19 protein-coding genes are annotated in these 24,519 nt (G+C 57.8%); 5 read left to right on the top strand and 14 right to left on the bottom strand.

Annotated elements, in window-relative coordinates:
- Positions 1-9: 9 nt before the first annotated feature.
- Positions 10-543: an ATP-dependent zinc protease family protein gene (locus tag UH5x_RS11660; RefSeq protein ID WP_482635747.1), complete on the bottom strand. Its 534-nt coding sequence runs from the start codon at positions 541-543 to the stop codon at positions 10-12.
- A gap of 302 nt (positions 544-845) precedes the next feature.
- Here UH5x_RS11660 and UH5x_RS11655 point away from each other — a divergent pair, with 302 nt between their 5' ends.
- Positions 846-1,694 carry an SDR family NAD(P)-dependent oxidoreductase gene (locus tag UH5x_RS11655; protein WP_047813608.1) on the top strand — a complete coding sequence of 283 codons (849 nt, stop codon included), beginning with the start codon at positions 846-848 and terminating at the stop codon, positions 1,692-1,694.
- A gap of 95 nt (positions 1,695-1,789) precedes the next feature.
- Here UH5x_RS11655 and UH5x_RS11650 read toward each other — a convergent pair whose 3' ends face one another.
- Positions 1,790-2,560: an MBL fold metallo-hydrolase gene (locus UH5x_RS11650; RefSeq protein ID WP_482635746.1), complete on the bottom strand. Its 771-nt coding sequence runs from the start codon at positions 2,558-2,560 to the stop codon at positions 1,790-1,792.
- A 153-nt stretch (positions 2,561-2,713) separates the two neighbouring features.
- Here UH5x_RS11650 and UH5x_RS11645 point away from each other — a divergent pair, with 153 nt between their 5' ends.
- The 3 genes from UH5x_RS11645 (at position 2,714) to UH5x_RS11635 (ending at position 5,618) form a co-directional block, all read left to right on the top strand.
- A complete protein-coding gene (locus UH5x_RS11645; protein WP_047813606.1) occupies positions 2,714-3,595 on the top strand; it encodes an ABC transporter ATP-binding protein in 882 nt (293 codons plus the stop codon).
- A complete protein-coding gene (locus UH5x_RS11640) occupies positions 3,592-4,407 on the top strand; it encodes an ABC transporter permease (protein WP_047813605.1) in 816 nt (271 codons plus the stop codon). Before UH5x_RS11645 ends, UH5x_RS11640 begins: the two co-directional genes overlap by 4 nt.
- 185 nt (positions 4,408-4,592) lie before the next feature.
- Positions 4,593-5,618 carry an ABC transporter substrate-binding protein gene (locus UH5x_RS11635; protein ID WP_482635971.1) on the top strand — a complete coding sequence of 342 codons (1,026 nt, stop codon included), beginning with the start codon at positions 4,593-4,595 and terminating at the stop codon, positions 5,616-5,618.
- 83 nt (positions 5,619-5,701) lie between these two features.
- On the opposite strand, the gene UH5x_RS11630 is transcribed toward UH5x_RS11635, so the two are convergent.
- The 8 genes from UH5x_RS11630 to UH5x_RS11595 form a co-directional block, all read right to left on the bottom strand.
- Positions 5,702-6,715: a lysophospholipid acyltransferase family protein gene (locus UH5x_RS11630; protein WP_482635745.1), complete on the bottom strand. Its 1,014-nt coding sequence runs from the start codon at positions 6,713-6,715 to the stop codon at positions 5,702-5,704.
- Positions 6,716-6,836: 121 nt separating this feature from the next.
- The gene (locus UH5x_RS11625; protein ID WP_482635744.1) at positions 6,837-7,346 is read right to left on the bottom strand and encodes a hypothetical protein; all 510 of its coding nucleotides are present in this window, start codon (positions 7,344-7,346) and stop codon (positions 6,837-6,839) included.
- A gap of 229 nt (positions 7,347-7,575) precedes the next feature.
- A complete protein-coding gene (locus UH5x_RS11620; RefSeq protein WP_236696112.1) occupies positions 7,576-7,857 on the bottom strand; it encodes a hypothetical protein in 282 nt (93 codons plus the stop codon).
- 186 nt (positions 7,858-8,043) lie between these two features.
- Entirely contained in the window at positions 8,044-8,337 is a 294-nt protein-coding gene (locus UH5x_RS11615; protein WP_047813603.1) for a hypothetical protein, read from the bottom strand.
- A 111-nt stretch (positions 8,338-8,448) separates the two neighbouring features.
- Complete coding sequence (locus UH5x_RS11610; protein WP_482635743.1) at positions 8,449-9,432, bottom strand: alpha/beta fold hydrolase; 984 nt, start codon at positions 9,430-9,432, stop codon at positions 8,449-8,451.
- A complete protein-coding gene (locus UH5x_RS11605) occupies positions 9,429-12,209 on the bottom strand; it encodes an amino acid adenylation domain-containing protein (protein WP_482635742.1) in 2,781 nt (926 codons plus the stop codon). The genes UH5x_RS11610 and UH5x_RS11605 overlap by 4 nt, the downstream gene beginning before the upstream one ends.
- Positions 12,206-13,510 carry a diaminobutyrate--2-oxoglutarate transaminase gene (gene ectB, locus UH5x_RS11600; RefSeq protein ID WP_482635741.1) on the bottom strand — a complete coding sequence of 435 codons (1,305 nt, stop codon included), beginning with the start codon at positions 13,508-13,510 and terminating at the stop codon, positions 12,206-12,208. Before ectB ends, UH5x_RS11605 begins: the two co-directional genes overlap by 4 nt.
- Positions 13,511-13,857: 347 nt before the next feature.
- A complete protein-coding gene (locus UH5x_RS11595; RefSeq protein WP_047813601.1) occupies positions 13,858-14,115 on the bottom strand; it encodes a (2Fe-2S)-binding protein in 258 nt (85 codons plus the stop codon).
- A 482-nt stretch (positions 14,116-14,597) separates the two neighbouring features.
- Between UH5x_RS11595 and tnpA the strand changes: the two genes are divergently transcribed.
- The gene (tnpA, locus tag UH5x_RS11590) at positions 14,598-15,065 is read left to right on the top strand and encodes an IS200/IS605 family transposase (protein ID WP_047813600.1); all 468 of its coding nucleotides are present in this window, start codon (positions 14,598-14,600) and stop codon (positions 15,063-15,065) included.
- Positions 15,066-15,521: 456 nt separating this feature from the next.
- Here tnpA and UH5x_RS11585 read toward each other — a convergent pair whose 3' ends face one another.
- From UH5x_RS11585 to ileS, 4 genes are all read right to left on the bottom strand, one after another.
- Entirely contained in the window at positions 15,522-17,261 is a 1,740-nt protein-coding gene (locus UH5x_RS11585) for a hypothetical protein (RefSeq protein WP_482635740.1), read from the bottom strand.
- A gap of 2 nt (positions 17,262-17,263) precedes the next feature.
- The gene (locus tag UH5x_RS11580; protein ID WP_236696696.1) at positions 17,264-19,306 is read right to left on the bottom strand and encodes a cytochrome c family protein; all 2,043 of its coding nucleotides are present in this window, start codon (positions 19,304-19,306) and stop codon (positions 17,264-17,266) included.
- Between the two features lie 522 nt (positions 19,307-19,828).
- Entirely contained in the window at positions 19,829-20,437 is a 609-nt protein-coding gene (gene purN, locus UH5x_RS11575; protein ID WP_047814978.1) for a phosphoribosylglycinamide formyltransferase, read from the bottom strand.
- Positions 20,434-23,940: an isoleucine--tRNA ligase gene (ileS, locus tag UH5x_RS11570; RefSeq protein ID WP_482635739.1), complete on the bottom strand. Its 3,507-nt coding sequence runs from the start codon at positions 23,938-23,940 to the stop codon at positions 20,434-20,436. Before ileS ends, purN begins: the two co-directional genes overlap by 4 nt.
- Positions 23,941-24,519 lie beyond the last annotated feature (579 nt).

Genomic DNA, 24,519 nt, shown 5'->3' with positions numbered 1-24,519 from the left:
TCGATGAGATCACTTGGTTGGTGGTTCGATTCCACCGGAGCGTTTGCGTTTTCGACGCCCAGCCAAAAAAGAAGCGGCGGAGTCGACCAGGAATCGATTGCGAATGGCTTCGCGACCGACCAGCATACGGAATCCCATCGAGTCACGATTCGCGAGTGTCAAATCGACCATCACGCGACGCCGCAGAATTTCCAGCGGGGTTCGGATCACAATCCGCTCGCTGACATTGCCATTGCTGCTGCGAATGTGGCGTCGTTCCAAGATGGGCACATCGGCTTCGATGTGAAGGTCATCGCGTCGCTGGAAAGGATGAATGGAGAACCGAACGCGTTCAACGTCATTGTCAAAATAAGTGTCAACATCGAAAGCGTGCAGCGAACTGGACCGCGCCCCGGTGTCGATCTTTGCTTTGACGTGACGGACCTTCAACTCTGGCAAACCGACCCACTCACGCCAACCAATGACCACCAAAGGGTCGGTGGGAAGCAGTTTTGAACCCGACGATTCCGTCGAGGGCTGGTTGCGGCTAGGATCGTTTGTCATGGGCCATCGTTGGTGGGGAAGGATCACAAATGGCTGGCCGAAGAGGCCACATTCAACAACCAAAACCGTCCGTGCAGTATCGGTGGCCGTCTCAGCGATCCGCGAATCGCGAGGAGCGATGAGATCAGTGCAGATTGACGATTGGGGGTGTGCGCCGTCAAGCGGATCAAAAAACTTTGCCGTGGACCGGGATCCAGCAGCCAACGGAAAGTCCTGGATTGGCTATACTGCCGCAGCGTTTTCTCTCAGTATTGTTGTTGAGAAACATTTCCGCCGACTGCCCTGCCCCTGGAGTTCCATGAATGTCCGCTGAATCATCCGATTCGATCCCTTCCACTGCCCCCACGCGATCCCTGCAGGGGAAACGGGCGTTGATCTCGGGAGCTTCGCGTGGGATTGGGCGCGGAATCGCGTTGGAAATGGCTCAGGCCGGCGCTTCGGTTACGATAAATTATCATTCGAACCCCGAGGAAGCCGAAGGCGTCGTCCAAGAGTGTGAGGCTCTTGGCGTGTCCGCGTTTGCACTCGGAGCGGACATCTCCGATTCGGACCAGGCTCAAACCTTGGTCGACACGGCGAGCGATCGGATGGGGGGGCTCGACATCATCGTCAGCAACGCCGCTTACAGTGACCGGCACCTGATGTTGGAATCCGACCTGAGCGAATTTCGACGCACCATTGATGTCAGCATGTGGGGGGCGTTCTATCTCGTTCGCGCCGGGGCTCAGAAATTGGTCGACGCTGGCAACGGCGGCAACATTGTCGTGATCAGCAGCCCGCACGCTCACATGCCCATGCCTGGTGCGATGGCCTACAACATGGCCAAAGCGGCGAACGATCAAATGGCTCGCACGGCCGCGGTGGAACTCGCCTCCCAGCGAATTCGCGTGAACATCATTCACCCCGGGTGGATTGACACCCCCGGGGAACGGAAGTTCTTCCAAGAAGAAACACTCCGTGCCGAAGGGGCCAAGTTGCCCTGGGGACGCCTGGGCCAAATTCGCGAAATCGGTCGCGGTGCGGTTTTCTTGTGCGACCCCAAAAGTGAGTACATCACCGGCAGCACCTTGACGATTGACGGTGGCATCCAATTGCCGTGGCGTGAGATGTACCGGGTGGAAGAGGCCCGTCGGGAAACGAACGCGACCTGATCATGGCGTTTGCAACGCAGCGAATTGGAGGACCCCGTGGGGCTCTCCATCCCGTGCGACGCTCCATCCCAGTGAACTGGGAGGCACAGCCCACTTTAAAACGCGACGCGCAATCCGTCCGTCGCAATTTCGATCGGGCACTGCAATGACGGAACTTCAGCGTCCAGTTGCAGCTCAGCGATTGGATTGATGTGCGTGAGCAGCAAACGTTGTGGCTGTGTTTGAACCGCGATTTGCAATGCTTTTTGAAGGTAGCAGTGCCCGGTCTTCTCGGCCCACTTCTGATTTTGATCGTCGAAGTTGCATTCGTGCATCAGCAGATCGGCCCCCGACATCCACTGCAGCGTTTCAGGGTCTTCCGCGCCGAGAGTGTCGGTCGCGTAGACCAAGACGGCCGGCGGATCCGAGGGGGTGGGGTCGGGGCGTGCCGCCTCCAACCGGTAGGCCACTGATCCACCCGGGTGCTCTTGCAGTCGCCACGACATCTTCGTGCCATGCAGGTCCCACTCCGATTGCTCGTCAATCGAATTCCAGGACACTGGAAGAGCCACCGGGAAAAGCGACTCGTGGAACAGGTGTTCTTGAATGGCGGCCAGCTTCTCGGCTTGCCCCCACACGCGGACCTCTTTCACCGGACGTTGATACAGAATGTCCAAGAGGAACGTCAGTCCCACGACATGATCCAGGTGAGCGTGGCTGAGCAGAATGTCCAGGTGATCGGTTTGGATCAATTCCGGCAACCGAAAGATTCCCGTTCCTGCATCCAGCAGCACGCCGCTTTGCGGCAGAAAGTAGCACGACGTGTGGCGAGATTCGTTGGGGTGGTAACCTGCCGTTCCCAAACAATGCACTTCCAATGTGTTCATCGAATTTCCAATGCCTTCGCCAGTCTCGTCGTCTCGGAACGGTTGTCCTGGTGGGATGAGTCGTCGGTCATGCCGTCTCGGGCAATGCCATGACAGTGATGATCGCAGATGTCCTGTCAGAGTCCATTGTCAAATGATTAAACTCTGTTGGACATGAAAGCCCTAACCGACAAGCTCGATGCTGGCACCGCAGTCGTTTGCCGCGATGCCACGGTAACCTATCCCGGCGGCGTGTGCGCCCTCGATCACATCAATCTGTCGGTCCGCCAGGGAGAAAGGCTGGCCCTCGTGGGACCCAGTGGATGCGGCAAGACCACCCTGCTTCGGGTCATCGCCGGATTGCAATCCCTGACCGATGGTGAGTGCCAGCGGAGCAATCAGGGTGCCCAGCGAAGCAATCAGGGTGCCCAGCGAAGCAATCAGGGGATCCAGCGGAGCAACGAGCGTGGCGATGATCGACGAACGGTCGCCACTTCGTTCGTGTTCCAGCAACCCGCCTTGTTGCCCTGGGCCAATGTGCTCCAAAACGTGACGCTGCCTCTCACGCTGGGAAGACGACGTGATCGACCGTCCGCCCAAGCGATGCAAGGCCGTGCTGTCGCCGCCATCGAAGAGGTGCAGTTGGCGGATGCGGCGGCACGTTACCCACACCAATTGTCGGGCGGAATGAAGATGCGAGCGTCGATCGCTCGGGCACTGGTGACACAACCTGAATTCCTGTTGCTTGATGAACCCTTTGCGGCACTGGATGACTTGCTGCGAAATCAACTCGGCCAGTTGTTGTTGCAATTGTGGCGGCACCATCGATTCACCAGCGTCTTGGTGACCCACAACATTGCCGAAGCGATCCAGCTCAGCGAACGGATCTGCGTGATGCATCAGGGACGCATCATCCGCGAACTGGACAACCCGTTGACGACGTCGGAACCGCAGGCGGATTTGAGACGCACCAATGCGTTCGCCGAATTCTTTGGCGAGGTCAGCGACACGCTGGAGGATGCTGCGTCGTCCAAGTCGGAAGGATCACGGGCATGAGCCATCCATCTTCGCGGCCTTCGCAGCCGACACGCGAGAGTGGTCGGGAGATGGCCTGGACCATTTTCGCGGTGATCGCGGTCGCCGCGATGGGCATCGCGGTCTGGCATCTCATCGTGGTGGCGTTCGATTTGCCAAAGCTTCTCCTGCCCACTCCTTGGCAAGTCGCCGAAGCCGGGTGGCAGCACCGGGTCGTGTTGTTGAAGTCCGGTGGGACGACGTTGTGGACGGCGACCGTCAGTTTGGTCGTTGCCGTGATCGTGGGGAGCGGCGTGTCGGTGTTGTTCAGCCAGTCACGATTGCTGCGGCGGGCGTTGTTTCCTTATGTGGTGTTTCTGCAAACGGTGCCCATCGTCGCGATCGCGCCCTTGTTGGTGATCTGGTCAGGATATGAATTTCGGACGGCCGTCATCGCGACCGTGATCATTTGCCTGTTTCCGATCGTCAACAACGTGACCACCGGGCTGACTTCGGTTCGCCCGGAACATGACGACTTACTTCGAATGTACGGGGCCACACGTTGGCAGAAGCTGTGCCGTGTGCAGTTGCCCACCGCGATTCCGTTTCTGGTGCTCGGTGCCCGTGTGAGCAGCGGGTTGGCGGTGATTGGTGCCATCGTCGCGGAGTTTTTCGTCAGCAACGGTGCGGACTACGAAGGGCTGGGTGCCGTGATGACGGGCTGGCAAGCTCGTACAATGACGGACGCTTTGATGGCTGCGTTGGCGGTCTCGACGCTGCTGGGTTTGATTCTTTTTGGCGGAGTGAATCTACTGAGCCGACTGTTCCTGAAACGATACCTCCTTGTGAAATGAGTTCACCGATGCGATCGCCAATCCATGTTGCCAGCGTCCGAGGTGGCCGTGCTGTTTTGATTGCGTCTTCTCAGCAAGCCGCGGTTCGTGTCAGGCCGGGGCGGATGGGAGCTGAACTCGGGCTCGCCTCTCCCCTCGCTTCGGGTGATCCTTCCAACGGGAGGGCGAAGTCTGATCGCACTGGAATGTTCATGGCGAGAAGACAGCACAACCTCGGTGTCTTCGGTTGGTTGACTGCCGGATGCCTGTTGTCGATCTTTGCCGGAGGGTGTTCGCAGCGAACCGAAATCACGTCGGGCGACGCCGCGGATGAATCGACAACCCATGTTTCAGTTCAATTGAATTGGTATCCCGAAGTGGAGCACGGCGGGGTTTACCAATCGGCTGTGGATGGCACGTACGAGTCGTTGGGATTGAATGTCGAGATTCAGTCTGGCGGACGTGCCACGCCCGTGGCATCGGAACTCGCGATGGGACGCAGCCAATTCGCGATCACCAACGCAGACGATGTGGTTTTGTTTCGGGCTCAAGGAGCCGACGTGGTCGCTGTCATGGCGGCGGTTCAAGACCACCCCCGATGCATCCTGGTGCGTGCCGACAGTGGCGTCGAAAGCTTGGACGATTTGTCTGGGATGACACTCCAACGCCAGGCCGGCCGAGCGTTTCTGGCATTCCTCGAACAAGGCGGCTATCTCAACGATGTTCGTCAGGTCCCCTACCACAACAGCATCGCGGCGATGGTGACCGATCCAAAAATCGCGGTGCAGGCTTACAGTGTGGCGGAACCCTTGATCGCCGAGCAGCAAGGGTTGGAGGTCCGCACCTTGATGATCAGCGACCTGGGGTGGAACCCGTACTCGAGCGTCTTGGTGACGACCGGCGACATGATTCGTGAATCACCCGAAGTCGTTCGTGAGATGGTGGCGGGCACCGTTGCGGGTTGGAAAACCTTTCTTGAAACTCCCGAGCAAGCCAATGCGGCAATTCTTCAAGCGAATCAACATGGCATGACAGAGGAAGCCTTGCGTTTCGGCGCCGAGCAGATGATCCCGCTGGCGATGCCGTCCGGAAACCGCGACGAAGTGGGAACGATGCGTGCGGATCGCTGGCAGACGTTGGTCAACCAAATGGTGGAGTTGAAACTGGTCGAGTCGGACTCTGTCAAAGCCGAGGATTGCTTCACGACGGAATTCCTGGCACCGGCGGAGTGAGCGCCTTCGAGAACCAAGTGGCGGCACTCTGGTGTGCTTGATGCTTTGCCTGCGTCCTTGACCCTCCCTGCGTCCGAGGTCGATCACGCGGCTTGCGAGGTCGATGCCTTGGTGGGGGCGGCAGATGCCAGCAACGCTTTTTCGCGTTTCTTTTCCAATCGACGGGCCACTTTTTCCGGCGGGGTTCTCCAGCGGCGATGCAGCCACCAGTATTGCTCGGGAGCGATGTCGATCATCGACTCCAGTTGCCGGTTGTACCATTCGGTCATCTGCCCGACCGATTGACCGTTTTCGGAGTCGGTGGCAGGATCCACGACGCCCAGCAGCCCCGACTCAAACTGCATGGGTTTCCCATCGATGCGGCGTGTGTAGACGCTCATCATCGGCGCGTTGGCGGTGAGTGAGAACAACGCCAAGGCTTTGTGGCAGGAGGCTGGCACGCCACAGAAATCGGTCCAGAGTCCTTTTTCTCCTGCGTGCTGATCAGCCAACAAGGACAGCATGCCGCCTTCTTGGAGGTGCTTTTCAACAATCGGGGCACAACCGATTTTGTCGACCACGTCTTGGCCCTTGGCGCTGCGAAAGTTCTCGACCCAATCGTGCAGGAAGCGATTGTCCAATCGGCGAGCGATGGCCAATGTCCGAACGCCCATCAAACCCATCGTGTAACCGCCAACTTCAAAGTTGCCGAAGTGGCCGGTCACGTAAACGGAGGATCGATCGCTCAGCATTGATCGCAACATGGTTTGGCTGCCGCGGAAGCGAACGTGTCGGTACCAATTGCAGCGATGCAGTCGTCGCTGTGCCCATGCCACTTCGCAAACCATCAGCATCAAGTGATGCCACATCGCGAAAGTGAGTTTTTTTTGTTGGGGTTCGGGCAAGTCCGGGAAAATCTGTGACAGCGTTGACTGAATGACGCGTTTTCGAACCGGCAGCGGGCCACTGAGAATTGCTGCGATGACACGGCAAAACCGATCCCCCATGTCGAGCGGCATGATTTGAATCAGCGCAACGATCGATCGCACCATCGCGTAAGCAATTGCGTCGAGAGCACATTGACGCATCAAATGCAGTCGCGATTTCACGGTTTCCATCCCGGATGCATGACGTTGGTTGGGCTGATGGGGGGCTTCCTGCCGAGCACGAATTTTCACCGCAGATGACTGGTGAATTTGCCTGATTTTGACGCAATCCGGCGCGTGTCGCCAGATGAATTCAGCGTCGACCGAGAACCGGTCGGGAATTGGGGACCATGGGGGCCCGAACCGAAGTTTCAATCACCAGACGGTTTTCTTCCCGGAATTCGGTGACGTAGCCGGTGATGGTCCAGCGATCGTCATTGGAGTCCTCTTCGATCGCTCGCGAAATTCGGTCGAGCATTAGGTTTTCGGTGACCAGAGTCATCGGAACCGTGATCGCTGCCGGGGTGATTGGGAGGTCAGGGTCTTCCAGGTTGGAGGAATCGAACGTTCCAATTCCTCGGCCGATGGGCTGTTTCTGGCTCAGAAGCGTGTCCTCTTCCTGCGTCGGTTTGCGGGCCAAACCATGCTGGCCCAGCGAGTTCGAGCTGTCTTGGTGAGCCGTTTCGGGGTGCTCGGGAAGAAAACGCCAGCGGTGGCCGCTGATCACGAACCTGCCTGTGACCGGCCCGACACGGGTCCCTTCACGAAGGATCAAACCCGCGGACGGCATCCGAACGGCCGCGTTGCCTGTCCCACTGGCCATGGAAGGGATCCCCTGATGTCCAAAGGTTCTGGCCCCAGCACCTTTGGGATCGGCTGCTGACAGGGATGTGTCACCCACGCAAAGTGAACACGCTGCCAAGAGCATCACGCGTGAGAACTGGCGGTGCCGCCTGAGCTGATTGGGATGCATGAATCCGTCGTTTCGCGAGTGGTTCGAGGCAAACGTCAGGGAAACAGGAACCGCAAGTGGTTGGTTCGGCCAAGAACACTCACTCGCGAGGCATGGCGACCGCGTGCAAGCTGACCACGGTTCCCACCGCGATCATCGCCAGTCCCAGCCAGCGTGGCGGGTGCACGCGTTTGGTCGGTTTGGGGTGCACCTGCATCAGGAAATTGCTGAATGAGTCTTGGGCGACCACATTGGACTTCTTTGACATCTTTGCCATCGATCGCGTTGTGGTCTCGTTGAGAACAAACGAGTCAACCATTCGAAATTGGACGCCCAGCAAAATCAGCAGGACTCCGATCATGAAGTACCGATTACGATTCATGTCCATTGCGATCATTCCCATCACGCGTGAAGCCTACGCTCTGAATTGAGCGCTGCTGGAAATCATCGACTCAGCGAGCCGTCGGGCTCAAGCGTTCTGGATCAGAGTCGCGTTGTCGTGGATGCCCGGAATGAAACAAGCGAATTCAATGCATCGGTCGTGACGGTTGCATCACTTCTTTCCGGCTCATTGCTTGGAAAACAGGCCGTCGACCAACGTGTGAACGTTTTCGCGAAATCCCGTCAGCGTCGAATCAGACAGCAACTCCGACTGATTGCTCTTCATGATCGCGGCGGCCAATGGTTTGTGCTCTTTCCAATCATCCAAGGTGTAATCACGGATGTCGACGTAGACGTCTTGCAGGTTGTTGCTGATCTTCGGGACCAAGAAGAATCCTTCTGCACCACGAACCAAGTGGTAATGCATCGAACCGTACATCAGCACGGCACCGGTCAACATTCCAAACAAAAAGCGAGACATCCAACCATTCCTTGACCAACGATTTCGGAAGCTGGATCGCTTCCGCCTCGTTCATCGTTCGTCATGACGACTTAAAAAGCAAGGGGATCAGATTGCTCATCTTCTCACCAGTCAGTTGGGACGGGCGAAATCGACAATTCGCTCGGCCACTCGATCGACGATCTTCTGGCGGTCTTCGCAAAGAATCGCGACATGGTCCATCTGAGGGAAGTGATCCACGGTGGCAAGGTTTTTCCAGCGGACGCCGCGCAGCATGTCAAAGAATTGCTCCGCGTAGTTGTAGGTGTCCGAAACGCCGCCGGTGTAGATCAGGTGTAAACGACAACCCTGATCCACCAGTCGCTGGAACTCTTGCTTGGCAATTTCACGAGAGGGATACTCACGCAAATCCGTGCCCATTGGCATGGTCGAGTATTCCGGTGCCGTGGACTTGGGGAAAACTCGAAGCAGCCATCTGGTCAACCGAGTTTTGTTGAGCACTCGCCGAGTCAAACGTTCCCAGGCGTGGATCGATGCCAAGCGTGGAAGGTAGTGCTGGAACACACGGTTCCAGCGAAAACGAGCGGTCGGGTACCCGCAGGCATCCATCGCCACGATGCCGCACACCCGTGGGTCTTGCTGTGCGGCATGAAGGGAGTCATCGGCCCCGGAGCACAATCCAAACAGGATCACTTGCTGGATGCCGTGCTGCTCTTGCAACCAATCGATCGCTTGGCTGATCTCAGCACTTGCTCGATCGAGCGAACGCCCGGCTGCGCCAACGGGCAAGCTTTCACCGATCCCTGAGAGATCAAACCGCAAGGAAGCGACGCCGCGACTGCCCAGTGTGCTGGCGAGGTCGACGTGCAAACGAAAGGGGCCGGCGCTGTGCAGCATTCCGGGGGTGATGAAAATCGCCGCGGTCTTCTGGGCGATGGGCCGAGAGGTGGGGTGAAACACACCGACTAAATGTTGATGGCTTCCAAACACCACGGCTTGTTCACTCGTGGGTCGATCAACTGTTTTGTCTTTTTTGACAACCTCATGGGGTGTCACAATCGGGGCAGTCACAGCTGAGGCAGCGAACGGGACGCTGGGCATGGTGGGATGGCTCATGACTTCACCTCGATGGCATGGTGGATGTTCGATTTGTTTTGCAAGAGTCGCGTGATCTGCTGGATGGCTCCGGGGGACGAGAACGCGGACTCGGTCCATTCAGGGCGGTCCCAGCCGATTTCGTCGTCCAACTCAACGATCGTGACATCCGAGTCGGGTGGCAGATCGATCGGTTGGTTCGCTTGGTAATCCCGACTGCACAGCAACGTTGTCGCTGAATCGCTTGGCAAGTCATTTGGATTCCACTTCAGTTGACTCAGCTGTTGACGGACGACGTGGTTGAGCCGCGTGCCGTAGGCCTGGTCGATCGAACTGGGGGGACGTGGTTTCGAAAACCGGGTGCCATTGGACAGCGTCATCGAGTGCAAACGATCGAGGTGTTGAAGAAACTCGTCTCCGCTGGTGACCGGATCCCATAGCAACAATTGCTCCACGTTGGTCGTTCCTGAGCAGGCGGCCAGCGTCGCTCCCAAGCGAATCCCGATCAACGAAATCGAATCGACGTCGTGTCGCTGACGCATCCAACGCGAAGCGTCCCGAATGTTTTTCATCATCACATGCGGCGTGGCTTCCAACGCGTTGCCATGCGAGTTGCCGGTTCCGGCGTAATCGAATCGCAGGACATCCAATCCTTGTTGCGCCAAGTGCACGGCGAGTTGTTGCAGGTTGCGGTAGCTGCGCGCGTATTCATGGCCATACGCGTGGCATAGAACCAACGCTCGGTTTTTGCGAGCCTGTTGCTTGGGCGGAGCGTAGTGAACGGCAAACAGATCGTGAGAACCGCTGGGCAAAAAGAACGCCTCCATTTCCGGCAGACGTTCCCGCTGGGATTGAACGACCGCCGTGGTCTCGGACGCGTGAACCTGTTGTTTGCCCAGCATCGCTTCGATGTGACGCGACATCAGTTCAATGGTTGGGTTCGCAAAGAAATCGCGAACGGGAAGTTCCAGGCCCAGTTGGTCTTTTAGCCGAGCCACCACCTGTGTGACCAGCAATGAACTGCCGCCGAGCAAGAAGAAGTCGTCCGCGATGCCAAGTTGAGGGATCTGGAGCACGGAACTCCAGATGTCGCAAAGCTGTTGTTGCAATTCGGTTTGAGGTTCAACGACATGCTCGTCGCGAGCCACCACAGCGTGATCGCTGTTCGGTAATTCGGTTCGATCGATCTTGCCGTTGATCGTTTTGGGAAAGACTTCCGCAAACACATACCGAGTCGGCACCATGTAAGGCGGCAGTTTTTCGCGAAGTTGCTGGGCGAGTCGGGAAGCGGTTGCCGACAGATTCTGCTTGGACGTTGAGCCGGTGCACTCACTGGAGAGCGTGTTCGGACCGAGCCCGATGTGCGCGAGCAGTGTGGTTTGGCCGTCCACTGTTTCTGCTGCCACCATCGCTTCGCGAACATCCGCGATCGACGTCAGTGCAGCTTCGATTTCCCCCGGTTCGATGCGGTACGATCCCAGTTTGATTTGGTGGTCGACTCGACCGCCGAAATCGATGTTGCCATCCTCCAGCCAACGCGAAATGTCTCCCGTTCGGTACCAACGCTGCACTTCGCCATCAGCATTCTCGCGGTCGATGAAAGCGGCCGCGGTCAATTCGGGTTGATTCAGGTAACCGTCCGCGAGGGCCGTTCCGCCGAGAAACAATTGTCCGGTTTCGCCAACCGGGACTTCATTCAAATCAGCATCCAGGATCAGAGCGGAGTAACCGGGCAACGGTTTGCCGATTGGCATGTTGTCGTCCGAGAAGTTTGCTGCTGGGAAGAAAACGGTTGCAGTGACGGTGGCTTCGGTCGGGCCATACGCGTTGCACCACAGCACGTCGTGGTCGCAAATGGTTTGCCAGCGATGGAAGTGGTCCACGCTCACCTTTTCTCCTGTCACAACCATCAGGCGGAGGCTCGATGGCACTCGCGATCCGGTGGCCAACATCAGGTCCACCCACTGATGCCAGTAGGCTGTTGCCAGGTGGACGGCGGTGATGCCTTGGGTCTCGATCAAATGAGACAGTTCATTGATCGAATCGGCGTGTTCCAACGGACGGATGACCACACAACTTCCGCACAACAACGGTGGGAAGATCTCTTCGATGGCGATGTCAAAGGTCAGCGTTGAAAATTGCAACGTCCGGTCGTCGGGATGCAATCGGTAGACGTCCCGGTCCGCTTGGCAGTATGTCGTCAGGGCGGTGTGATTGATCAGCACCCCTTTGGGGTTTCCGGTCGACCCGGAGGTGTACATCACGTAGGCAAGCTGATCGCCCTGCAGTGCGGGATGGTTTTCACGTGCCACGGAGAACGTCGCGGATTGGACCTGAATCAAATCGGATGCTTCGATCCAGTTGAGATTGGAAGCGAAGTCAGTGGATTCGTGGTCGGCGTGCTTTTGGTTTTCGAACAGCCCTCGGTATTGGCCGTGCCCGATCAAGATGTTGATCCGGGCGTCTTCGAGCATGTAGCGCAATCGATCCGCGGGATAATCGGGATCCAGAGGCACGAACGCCGCGCCGGCCAAGTGAATTCCCAGCATGGAGGCAATCGCGATCGGAGTGCGGTCCAGGCACATGCCCACGCGGTCACCAGGAAGCACCCCTTCTCGCACCAGTGCCTGAGCGATGTGACACGATTGATCAAGCAGATCTCGATAAGTCCACGATGTCTCTTCATGGATCACCGCGACCCGATCCGGTGTGGCTTCGCATTGTCGCCAAAAGAGATCAATGAAAGCGGGGAGCGTCTGGGTGGGCTCTGGTGAAGGAGTCGCTGAATTTGAGATCACGAGATCACCATCGAAGAAACGGGCGAGGTCGTGAGGTTCTGTGGCAAGGGAACGTTGAGCGATGTCGAATTTTTTGACTTGCACATCACCGCGTTCAGGCTTTCACGAAACAGCTGCAGGCCTTGATGGAGTTGGTGATCTGGGATGTTCAAGGCCGGCATGAATTTCAAGACTTCGTCGTCGCTGCCGGATGATTCGAGCATCAATCCATTTTGGAACGCACGGTCGATGACTTTGCGAGCCCGTCTGCCGTCACGCACATCGAGTCCCCAGATCATGCCACGGCCTCGAAGTTCCCAGTTTTCATGGGAGTGTTCCTGCACGATCGACGAGAGGGATTCACGCAGTGTTTTGCTACGGTCCAAAATTCCGTTCACGAACGAAGCGTCGTTCCAATGGTTCAGCACTGCGTTGGCGGCTACAAAGGCGAGGTTGTTTCCTCGGAACGTGCCGGTGTGCTGGCCCGGTTGCCAGACATCGCACTCAGGTCGAATCAACAGCAGCGACAATGGCAATCCGCCGCCGATGGATTTGGACAGACAAACCATGTCGGGGTTCAGCCCCGCTTTTTCAAAGCTGAAGAAGTCGCCTGATCGACCATTGCCCACTTGGATGTCATCCACGATCAACAGCACATCGTGTTGGCGGCACAGCGATTGAACCCGTTGCAGCCAGGCGTCACTGGCCACGTGAATGCCGCCTTCCCCTTGGATGGTCTCCAGAACGATTGCTGCTGGCAGTGGCATGCCGCTGCTGGTATCCGACAGCATCTTTTCAAGCAGGATGGTCGTGTCGAAGTCGTCGAGGTACCCATCGTACGGAAGGAAGCTGACGTTGTTGTGCGATCCGTAGTGCTCGCTGTGGTAGTACTGATTGCCGGTCACGGCAAGCGAACCCAGGGAGTGCCCGTGGTAAGCGTTGGTGAACGTGACGATGTGCGATCGCTTGCGATGTTGCTTGGCCAGCTTGAGAGCCGCTTCGACGGCGTTGGTTCCGGTAGGCCCGGTGAACTGGATTTTGTAGTTCATCGATCGAGGTTGCAGGATCGTTCGTTCGAACGTCTCCAGGAACCGTGTTTTGGCTTCGGTCATCATATCCAACGAGTGCTGGATCCCGTCTTGGGAGATGTACTCCAGCAACGCTTGTTTGGCCGCGGCAGGATTGTGTCCGTAATTCAGCGATCCTGCACCGCAGAAAAAATCGATCAGTTGCTGACCGTTCGCAGTGGTCAGAGTGGAACCGCTCGCACTTTGAAAGACATGAGGGAAGAGGCGACTGTAGCCACGGACCTCCGATTCCATCCGCTCAATGGTGTTGGTTGCAGAACCTGAAACGGGCGTTGGCTGACTCAACGGAAAGACCTGCGATCAATGAAAGATTGCGAAAAACAAACTGGCATTGAAAGCTAGAACGCTCCAAATTGCCAAAGGCATCTCGTTCCGCCCACCGCGGAAGTTCTCCGGGGCGATGGGTTGCCTTTGACGATTGTTCGGGTTCTAAGCAGGTAGGCAGAAGTCTTTCGGCATTTGAAATATCGCGGCAAGCGTGGTTGTTTCCACGTCCGACCGGGGCGAACGCCCAAACGGCTCACATGGTGATGCCCGATCATTCCTGCCGATCTGCTTGCCGGCCGTGCAATTGTGATCGTTCAGCGTTCGCCGGATTGTTGCTGACGGTAGTCCTGGCGGTCGCTTTGGTATCGTTCGGGTTCCGGCAACGATTCGGAATCCGGTTGGCTGGAATCGAACAAACGTTGGAGAAACGGACGACACCAACCGCATCCTGTGCCGGCCCCAAAGCACTGCGACAGTTCACTGGCACGTCGTGGCTGTTCCACCCGAATGAACTGCTCGACTTTTCGTCGCGAGACGTGGAAGCACAGGCACAGATTGTCGTCAGGTTTCATGAGAAAAATCGATGTGGAGGGGGAAGACGCCAAGTGATGCTATGAGCCAAGCCCTCGGGGTGAAACCCGTGCCTGCCAAATGTCGCCGCTCCGCGGCTTTGGGATTGGGTGGGGCGTCCGGGACGTCGGGTTGAACCCCGACGCTATCGGATGTCACCGCTCCGCGGTTGGTTGGGCGACGTCTCGAGCGAACAGTCGCGGAGCGACGGCATCTGACTAGCCTTGGGTTTCAACCCAAGGTTGACCGTGACCAACGCACACCCCAGTCGCAGAGCGCCGACAGTTGGCGCGACGAGTTCGGAACGCTCTGTCGCCGCTCCGCGGCTTTGGGATTGGGTGTGGGGCGTCTGGGACGTCGGGTTGAAACCCGACGCTATCGGATGTCACCGCTCCGCGGTTATTGGCGATGCCTCGACCACGCCATCCTGAGCGACTGATACGATGGAGGTCGACGTTCCTCCGCTTTTCAGGACGACTCCCTCATGCCATCAACGCATCACGGATTGCTCATCCACGTTGTTTTCAGCACCAAGCAACGCTTCAAGCTTTTGAGTCCGGTCTGGCGAACGGACCTGCATTCGTACATCGGCGGGATCGCATCGGAACACCGAGCGACTTTGCTTCGTGCTGGAGGAATCGAAGATCACATTCATTTGTTGTTGAAAATTCATCCTTCCAAGGCAATCGCAGATACGGTCAAGCTTTTGAAAGGGAATTCTTCCAAATGGATCAACTCCCACCAAATGGTCCCTGCCAAATTTGAGTGGCAGCGTGGGTATGGGGCGTTCTCAGTTAGTGAGTCCATGTCCGACACGGTGAAACGCTACATCGAGAACCAGGAAGAACACCATCGCCAGCAAACTTTCCAGGACGAGTACTTGGCTTTTCTCGACAAACACCACATCCATTTCGACCCGCGATATGTGTTTGACGACGAACACGTCGCCTGAACCGCATTCACCCCGTTGCGGACTCCGCATCGTCGCGGAGCGACGAGTTCGGATCCACCTGTCGCCGCTCCGCGGCTTTGGATTGGGGGGTGGGGGCGTCCGGACCGTCGGGTTGAAACCCGACGCTATCGAATGTCACCGCTCCGCGGTTGGTGCCGCCTCGACCGCACAGTCGCGGAGCGACGGCATCCGTTCAGCCTTGGGTTTCAACCCAAGGTCCAGTCGGTAACCAAAACGCACCCCAGTCGCAGAGCGACGACAGTTGGCGCGACGAGTTCGGAACCACCTGCCGCCGCTTCGCAGCTTTGGATTGGGGTGGGAGCTTCCGATAGCGTCGGGTTGAAACCCGACGCTATCGGATGTCACCGCTCCGCGGTTGGTTGGCGACGCCTCGACCGCACAGTCGCGGAGCGACGGCATCGGACTAGCCTTGGGTTTCAACCCAAGGGGGTGACATTAGAACTTCCAGCGGTATTCCATCCGGGTCCCGTAGACGTTCGGCAGATCGCTTCGCCAGCCATGCATGACATCGAAGCGAAGCAGCGTGCGATTGGAAATGGGGAACTGATAGCGCGAGCCGAGGCCAAATTGGTCGCCTTGCACGGCCAGGTTTGAGTCGCCGTGTTCGGTGAGATATGACGCCTCCACCAGCAACTGGCGATCCAGTTGATTGCCGATCAAGTCCACTCCGATGGATCCACCCGCGGTGTCAAATCCGGTGGGGTCCAGTGTCGCGAATCCATTCAGGCCGTCGGTGTCAAAGTTGATCCCGGTGTTGCGCAAGATGCCTCCGCTGCCACCTGCTCGAGCGACCGATTGTGGACGCCCCCAACCGTAGAAGAAATTGGCGTAGGGGACCACGGTGAGCGGCGACGCGGTGATCAGACTGTTTTCCCAAAGGAACAACCCGCCGTCGGCGGTCACGTCGGCATCGGGAAGGTTTTGCCCCGTGTTGATGATCAAGCGAAGTGAGTTGCTGATCCGGTCCAAGTAGCGTTTTGTGAAGCTGATCGTCATGTTGTGATAGCTTCGCCGCGTGTCATCGCGGTCTCGCAGGTAGGCGTAGCCGGCTTCGATGTAGCCATCGTAGGCATCGATGAAGCACGCGGTCCCAAAGGCTTGCGCGGCGTGTTTGTCGGTGCCAAAGGCGGCACTGTTGATTTGGTCAATCGCTGCGAAGAAGGTCCAGTCAAAGTTGGCCCAGTTGAGTGCTCGGCTGTGGCGGGCTGGGATTGCAAACGCCGCACCGGTCACCGCGTCTTCCATCCAGATCCCGTTTTGAAACAACAGCGGAATCAAACCGATCGTCACGGGCATTTCGGCGGGGGAGGATTTGCCGTGAAAGCCACCCCACATTGCACCGAGGTCGCCTTCAAAGAAGGCGGTCACGAAGTTCGGATCAAAGACGCCTTGGTAGTCGAATTCGCCGCCTTGAAAATCAATTCGGTTGAATTGATTGTTGCGATCAAGAGGGCCAATGAACCCATGGAAACGCTCGGAGTCGGTCAGACGCAGATCCATGTCCAGGTTGAGCCGGCTGGCCCAGTTGTCAGTCCGCCCGGCCGCATTGCGACCGGTGCTGATCCCCGAACGGAAATCGCCGTACAAGTAGAATTCCGGACGCGCCAGGTTGGTGCTGCCGAACCAATTCTTGCCACGGGGTGTGATTCCGTCACCGTAAAACGTGCGTCCCCATTCAATCCACGGGCTCTGTGTCGGGACCGCCGCTTTCGCGTCATACACCCACTGCTCCCGTGCGCCATCGTGCCAGTTGGATTGTTCTGGCAATGGCGTGGGGGAAAAGTCATCTGCGAAATGGGTGAGGTTCCCCAGCCCAGCGGACTTTGCGAAATCAGCGGCGGATTCCTCTTGCAGCACCGATTGACCCGCCGTGTCTGGCGAACTGAGCGAGGCGGCGGAGTGACTGGCGAAGTCGTAGTTTGGTTGCGGTTGGGGGAATCGTCCCGCTTCGGTTTGAGAAGGGGGAAGTTGAAAGCGGCTGGCCTCGTTTCGCTCGACCGTCTCAGCATGATTGTGAACTTGCTGAGCTGGCGATGAATCCGGGGCCACGATTGGCAGGCGGGTCGGGCGAGGCCGTCCGGTCTGCGCGAGTGCGTCCGCAGGCGTCAGCATCGTGAGCGAACAGGTGACGCTCAACACGACGAGGCATTGGATGGAAAGACGAGGTTGCAACATGATCAACGCACCATGAAAGTGTGCGAGTCATGGCAGATGTCAATCATCCGCTCATTCATTCGGCGAATCATATCAGGTGTGCTGTTGATCTGACGCATGAAATACATGGGTTCGGTTCGACTCCGCATCCGGACACTCAGTCGGTAGGGCCCGGGAACTTGGAACGCTTCCGCCGGAATGGTGTACTTGGCAACTCGATGGTCCAGCGGTGCAATGCTGTGAGCTTCCATGCGGATCAGTGGCGGGTGATTGAGCACGCTGACGGGCACCGCCCCGGGACGCAGGAACACCAGTTGGTCCAGGCTGAAGTTCAGTGGCAACGCGGCCTCGCGGTCGGTGCCACGAACGTTGTTGATCAAGAACTTGGTTTGCAGGTTGAAAAGACCCTTGTCGCGAGGGATTCGTCCTTTGGCAACTTCGACGCTGTGCATGTCACACAGGTCGGCATTGGCATCCAGGTACCCGGTCTCCCAGACGCGTTGCCCGTTGGGGTTGATCAGAGCCGCGTTCAGCCACAGTTGGGGTTGAGCACCGAGCGAGCCCGTGGGCAAGTTGTGTCCGGTGCTGATGTTGTCGACTCGGTAGCCCAGTTTCAGCGGCATGCCCACTTGAGGCGTGGTGTAGAACACCGGATCGCTGACTTGAGCGCCGGCTTCCAGTGTCATCGCTGAGTAGCCACGTTTCTGATCGAGCTTGGCGTTGTTGGCGTCGATGACTTTGCGAGCATCTCGCCGATCGTCTGCGTTGTCCCAAGGTTTCGGGAACTGCATTCCCTTCGTCACGTTGCGTTCAAATTCTTCGGTGCCCCAGCCGGCGCGGTCGTCAAACGTCAGCCATTGGCGTGGTGTGAAGGCTTTGGCCTTGGGGTTGTGCGGGAAGATCCCTGGGTGAGCGATCGAATAACCGGGACCCCAAAAGGTGTGGTTGGAGTGTTTCTTGGGGTTCCCGTAGGGCTTGCCCGAGATCTCAGCGATATGGCTTTCTTCGTAGCCGGCAGCTTTGCCGGGGACCGCCCCCATGTGGCAGTCCTGGCAGGATATCCCGCACTTCGCCGCGGGGCTGCTGCGGTACTGAGCGTGCACGACTTCCAGCGAAATGCCGGGATGCACCGCGACTTGATGGCACGAAGCGCAAATGTCTGACTTGGTGAGCGGTTCGAAAAAGTAAGACCCGTTGTGGATCGCTTGGCCCGCACCCTTTTGACCTGAATGGGTTTTGAGTTTGTTCTTTTCCGCGTTGGCCAGAGCCGCAGCCAGACCCGCACCGTCGCCGCCACGACCGACCGGAGCATGGATGTTGCCTGGTTCGATTCGACGATCGCCGTTGCTGCTACGCCCGTAGTGCTCATTGATTCGGTGACACGTGATGCATGTCACCCCTTCGCGGGCCACGGGGGGCTGATCCAGAATGCTGACCGTGCGCGGGATTTCGAGCTGCGTCGCAACCGGTGAGTGACACCGCATGCAGAAGTACCCCACCGTGCCTTCGGTCAGTTCCGTGATCGCTTGTTCAAAGCGTTGGAACATCGGCGAGACCGTGGCGTACGCATGGCTGCTGACGCTCCACTCATCGTAGTGTTTGGGATGACAGGCACGACAGGATTCGGCCGACGGATAGCACTCCTCCGTCCACAGTCCTTCGTGTGGATCCTTCTTCTCCGGCGTTTTGGCAGCAGGCGGTTTGAGCGGTTCGTTGCTGCCAAGACCTGCCAGCGGGTCATCGCCGCCGAGGGGATCCGCTCCGGCGGAAGGATCGGCAAAGGCAGCCAGCGGATCGATCTCGGCAGCGACCAAGCGATCTGGCCGCCGTGAATTGTTGGGCTGGATGGTCGCGACGGAGGCTTCTGGCTGGCGTCCGTACAGGCGATTGCCAACGCCCAGCAGTTGGCCGACTTCGAGCAGTTCTTGATCGCTCAGGGTCTGCTGGCCACGGAATTGCATCCCATCGTCAGCGGTTGCCAATGGCGTGAATGCAAGACCACTCCAGAGGCTCAGCCAGATTGTCAGAATCGCGAGCGTTTCACGACGAGGAGTGATGAGCATCATCGTGTGAACCTGAACAACCCAATAACACGTGAACAATCCGAACAACACCGACAACCACACTGGGTGCATCGACTGGTGATGTTCGGATCGTCCAGAATGATCAGCGGGATGCGATCAAATGCCTCAACCGGCAAAGCTTGCCAGACAGAAGCACTTGCAAAGGGTGGTTCGCCCACAGCCAGGAGGTTGCGGTTTCATGCGGGGCGTTTCACGGGCAGTGGCAGACAATCAACATGGACCAGGAAGGTGTGGTGTTCAGCTTCCCGGCGTCGATGGAGGTCGTGCGGCTTTGAAGTGCCGATCCAGCAGTGAGATGCAGAACCCCGCCCGTGAAGGAGGTCGTGCAGTTTTCCTTCATCCTCCCTTTGGGAGGGTCAAATAATAAATGGTGGCTGGCGTCTGGGTTTCGCCCCGGATGGGGCCGTCGTGGGAGTTGGGGGGCGTCCCTCGCTCACGCTTCGGGTTGTGATGGGGTGGTCTTGGCCGACTCTGACGGGCAAGAGTGCCCATGCTACAACCGTTTCACGATGCGGCGGGTTCTTGCGAGGCGGCCATCATGCGGATGGCTTCGGGCAGCGTTTCGCATTCGAGTTGGAACACCCGCGAGGCGAGGTCGTCGGGCGTGTCGGTGGGAAGGATCGGGCAGGCCTTCTGATGGATGATCGGCCCGTTGTCGTACAGATTGTCGACGTAGTGAACCGTGCAACCACTGATCTTCACGCCTCGCTTGATCGCCGCGGCATGCACGTTGTGGCCGTACATCCCCTTGCCTCCGAAGGCAGGCAGCAAGGACGGATGAATGTTGATCACGCGTTGTTCGAAGTCACTGGGGATCAAAACGTGTTTCAAGAAACCCGCCATGACCACGTGCGTCGCCCCGGCGTTTCGGCAAGGACCAAACATGGCTTCGCAGTAGGCTTCGTCGGTATCGAAGTCGCCTTTCCGAACGACGCGTGTTTCGATGCCAGCCTCCTCCGCGATTTTGATTCCGCCCAAACCCTCTCGACTGGCGATCACCAGCCGAAATTCGATGGGCAGACCATGGTCATCGCGATGGCGAATCAAATTGGCCAGCGTGCGACCGCCTCCGCTGAGGAAGACGGCTACTTTGAGGGGGCTTGCATCGCTCACGCGTCACTCACCTTGGCGACAAACAATTCGCCGCCCTCCATGCTGACTTGCTGAGCGTTCTTCAATGTGCCAGCGATCAGTTCATTGGCCAAGGTTTCGCTGCAGATCATTTCACGGTGGGTTTCAATCGCGGCCTGCAGTTCCGCATCCGACGTTTCCACGGCCACACGGATTCGATCGGTGTATTGGCAATCGAGTTCTTTGCGTTGGCTTTGGATCCCGCGGATCAAGTCCTTGGCCAATCCTTCACGACGAAGTTCGGGAGTGACTTCGGTGTTGAGCACGACGACGCAGCCTGAACCTTGAGCAGCTGCCCAACCTTCCCGGGCTTGCAAGCGAATCTCAATGTCTTCCCCGTCCAACTTCAAGGGACCCGATGGAAGTTCAACTTCCACGTAGCCCGCCGTTTGCAGCTGAGTCAGCAATTGGTTGCCGTCTGCTTCGCCCAGCATCTTTTTGACCAGCGGGATGTTCTTGCCCACTTTGGGGCCCAGCCGTTTGAAGTTGGGGACGATGGTGTACTGGACGTACTCGCCGCCATCGGTCGTGTAGTCGACCGCTTTCACGTTCAGTTCTTCTCGCACCAACGCATCGTGGCTTTGCAACCAATCGATCGCCGAATTGTCCGTCAGGATCACTTCGACCTTGGACAGCGGCAGGCGGACCTTCAGCTTGGCGTCGGCACGAGCCGAGCGTCCCATCGATGCGATCTCTCGCAGCAATCGCATGGAGTCGGAAAGCTTTTGATCGACGCGGGAGGCATCCGGTTGGGGAAAGTCACACAGGTGAACACTCGGCAGCACCTTGTCGCCAAACGGCGCGGTCAATTCTTTCCACAACGTGTCGGCCAGGAACGGAACGAAGGGAGCGATGACCTTGGTCAGTTCCAGCATCACTTCGTACAACGTCCAGTACGCGTCGTGTTTGTCGGGGGAATCGGCATCGGAGGCCCAGAACCGATCGCGGCTGCGTCGGACGTACCAGTTGCTCAGACCATCCAGCAAGTTCGTGATCGCTTGGCACGCGTTGTAGTTGTCAAACGCATCCATGCGGTCGATGACGGTCGCCAAGGTGCGATGCAATTCAGAATGGATCCAACGATCGATCTCACTTCGTTCGTTGATGGGGCGATAGGTGGGGGCCGAAGCCAATGACTGGGGCGTCAGCTGATCGTCCGCGTTGGTGGCCGACGTGGGATTGAACCCATCGATCTCAGCGTAGATCGAGAAGAAGCTGTACGTGTTCCAGAGTCGCAGCAGGAACTCGGGGATCGAATCGCGGATCGCTTGATCGGAGTAGATGATCGAATTCCACGGTGCTTGATTGGCGAAGAAATACCAACGCATCGCATCGGCACCGTACTTGTCGAAGATCTCCGAGGGACTGCGATAGTTCCGAAGACTCTTGGACATCTTGCCGGTCTTCTTGGTGAACTTGCCCTCGGCTTGTTCGACTTCCGCTTCGGACAGCAACACCGTTTTGGGTTGGCCATCTTTGCCAGCCGCTTCGTACCACTGAGACAGCATCAATCCCAGCACGATGCAGTTGCGGAACGGATGCGGGTAGTCCGATTCACTGTCGCGAGACGGTGTGGATTCGCTGGCCTGAGTTCCAGCTTCCCGGATCGAGGCCCCTTCGCCAAACAACATCGTGCTGATCGCCAGTTGGCTGTAGAACCAACCGCGGGTTTGGTCGATGGCTTCGCTGATGAAGTCCGCCGGGAATTGCTCTTGGAATTGAGCGTCGTTTTGATGCGGCCATCCCCATTGGGCAAACGGCATCGCACCGCTGTCGTACCAGCAGTCGATGACTTCGCTGACCCGCTGCATTCGGGCGCCCGATTCGAACGGCGAATCGTAGGTGACCGAATCAATGTAGGGTTTGTGAACGCGAAGATCGTCGGGCAGTTCAGGGTTGGCCGCTTTGGCATTGTCCCAAACCTGCGTTCCATCCACGCCGGGTTTGGCGAGCAATTCTTCGTAGCACTCGATGGCTTCCATGCGACCGGTGGATTGGCAAACCCAAATCGGAAGCGGCGTGCCCCAGTAGCGTTCCCGTGACAACGCCCAGTCAACGTTGCTGTCTAGGAAGTTCCCAAAGCGTCCATCGCGAATGTGTTCGGGTTGCCAGCCGATCTTGCTGTTGTTCTTCAACATCAAGTCGCGGAACTTGGTCGTTCGGATGAACCAGCTTTCTCGAGGGTACTGGATCAACGGGTCATCGTCGGCTCGCCAGCAGAACGGATAATCGTGCAGGTACTGTTCCAGGTGCAACAGGCGACCGGACTCACGCAACGTTCGCGTCAGAGTCTTGTCGGCTTCCTTGACCCAGACGCCCTTCATCGATGCAAACTCATCGGTGAATTTTCCGTCGGGGCCGACTGCACACAAGAGTTCGGGGCGCTGGCCCTCGACGAATCGAGTTCGCTCGGTGACCAAAACTTCGTGATCGATTTCACCGAATGCAGGTGCCAAGTGAACCAGACCGCTGCCCGAATCCGTGGTCACAAAATCAGCCGCCACGACGCGCCAGTACAGCGACTCCTTTTCACCGGTGATCAATTCGCCGCTTGGATCGCCCAGTCGCGAGTGGTAATCGTCAAACGGAGGTTGGTAGCGCTTGCCGACCAGCGACTCGCCCGTGACCGTTTCGATGACTGTCAATTCGCGTTTGAGTTTGCCTGCGAGTGACTCCACCAGTGCGGCGGCCAGGACCAGTTCTTGACCGGTTTCAGAATCTTTGACAACGGCGTATTCCAGTTCTGGCTTCACCGCCGCGTACATGTTGCTGGGCAACGTCCAGGGGGTCGTGGTCCAGACCACCAAGGATCGTTCTGGTTGGTCAGCCAACGGGAACAACACGTAGACGCTTGGGTCAGCGACCTCGCGGTAGCCCTGCCCGACTTCGCCAGCGGAAAGTGCCGTGCCGCCTTGAGCCCACCACCACACGATCTTGTGGCCTTGGTAGAGCAGTCCGCGGTCGAACAGATTTTTCAGCGACCACCAGACGCTCTCCACGTAGGATTGGTGGTACGTCACATAGGCTTCTTCCAGGTTGACCCAAAACCCGAGTCGGCGGGTCAGCGTTTGCCATTCCTGCATGTAGCGCCACACGCTGGATTGGCATTTCTGGATGAAGGGTTCAACGCCGTAGGCTTCGATCTCTTCTTTGCTGTGGATGCCGAGTTCTTTGCCGACTTCGACTTCAACTGGCAATCCGTGCGTGTCCCAGCCGGCTTTGCGTTCGCAGCGATAGCCCCGCATCGTTTTGTAGCGAGGGAAGACGTCTTTGATCGCGCGTGTCAGGCAGTGACCCGGGTGAGGCATCCCGTTGGCCGTTGGGGGGCCTTCGTAGAAAACGAAGGTGGGTGCGTTGGCGCGGCGAGCCAGTGATTGCTCGTAAATCGAGTGCTGGTCCCAAAACGCCAGAACTTGTTCTTCGAGAGTCGGGAAATGGGGGCTCGCGGCAGGGGCCCGAAAAGCAGCGGTCGAATTCGCGGACACGTGATAACCGAACGAATGAGATGGGAATGTCAAAACAACGCATAGTTTTATGCGTTGAAGGACATTTCCCCTACCCCCAACCAAGTTCTGCCGCTTTCGTTGTCATTTTCACCTTCTCCAATGACCGGCCTCCCCTCACGCACGCCGTTTTTGCAGTCGGTTTTGTTGGCCAACGGGCATCATCATCGTAGCCGGGGGCATCGCCCCTGGGATCTTTTTCTCCATCCCGGTAGGGATGTCAGATGGTAGCCGGGGGGCGCTGCGGAGCAGCATACCCCCGGCAAACGAGCCCCCGAAAAAACTCTCCCTCCCGCCGTGGCCGATGGCCACGGCGGGAGGGAGAGTGGCGACGCGGGCTACAGGTCCGTCGGTAACGCTATCGCTTACCGACGGCTACTCTCTGACATCCCTACCGGGATGAAAACTTGCGCAAACGAATACGTTCCACAACACCAAACATTTCGCAGTCCAGGCGAACGCCCATCGGCTGATCGCTCAATCTGCGAAACGTCGTCGATCAACAAGCCCGTTTGCAACGGGCGGGGTTCTCAAGGCGTTACTGGCACAGCGTTTGAAAAC

Source organism: Rhodopirellula sp. UH5 (genome assembly GCF_056839225.1).
This window is presented reverse-complemented; position numbering and strand designations above follow the sequence as displayed.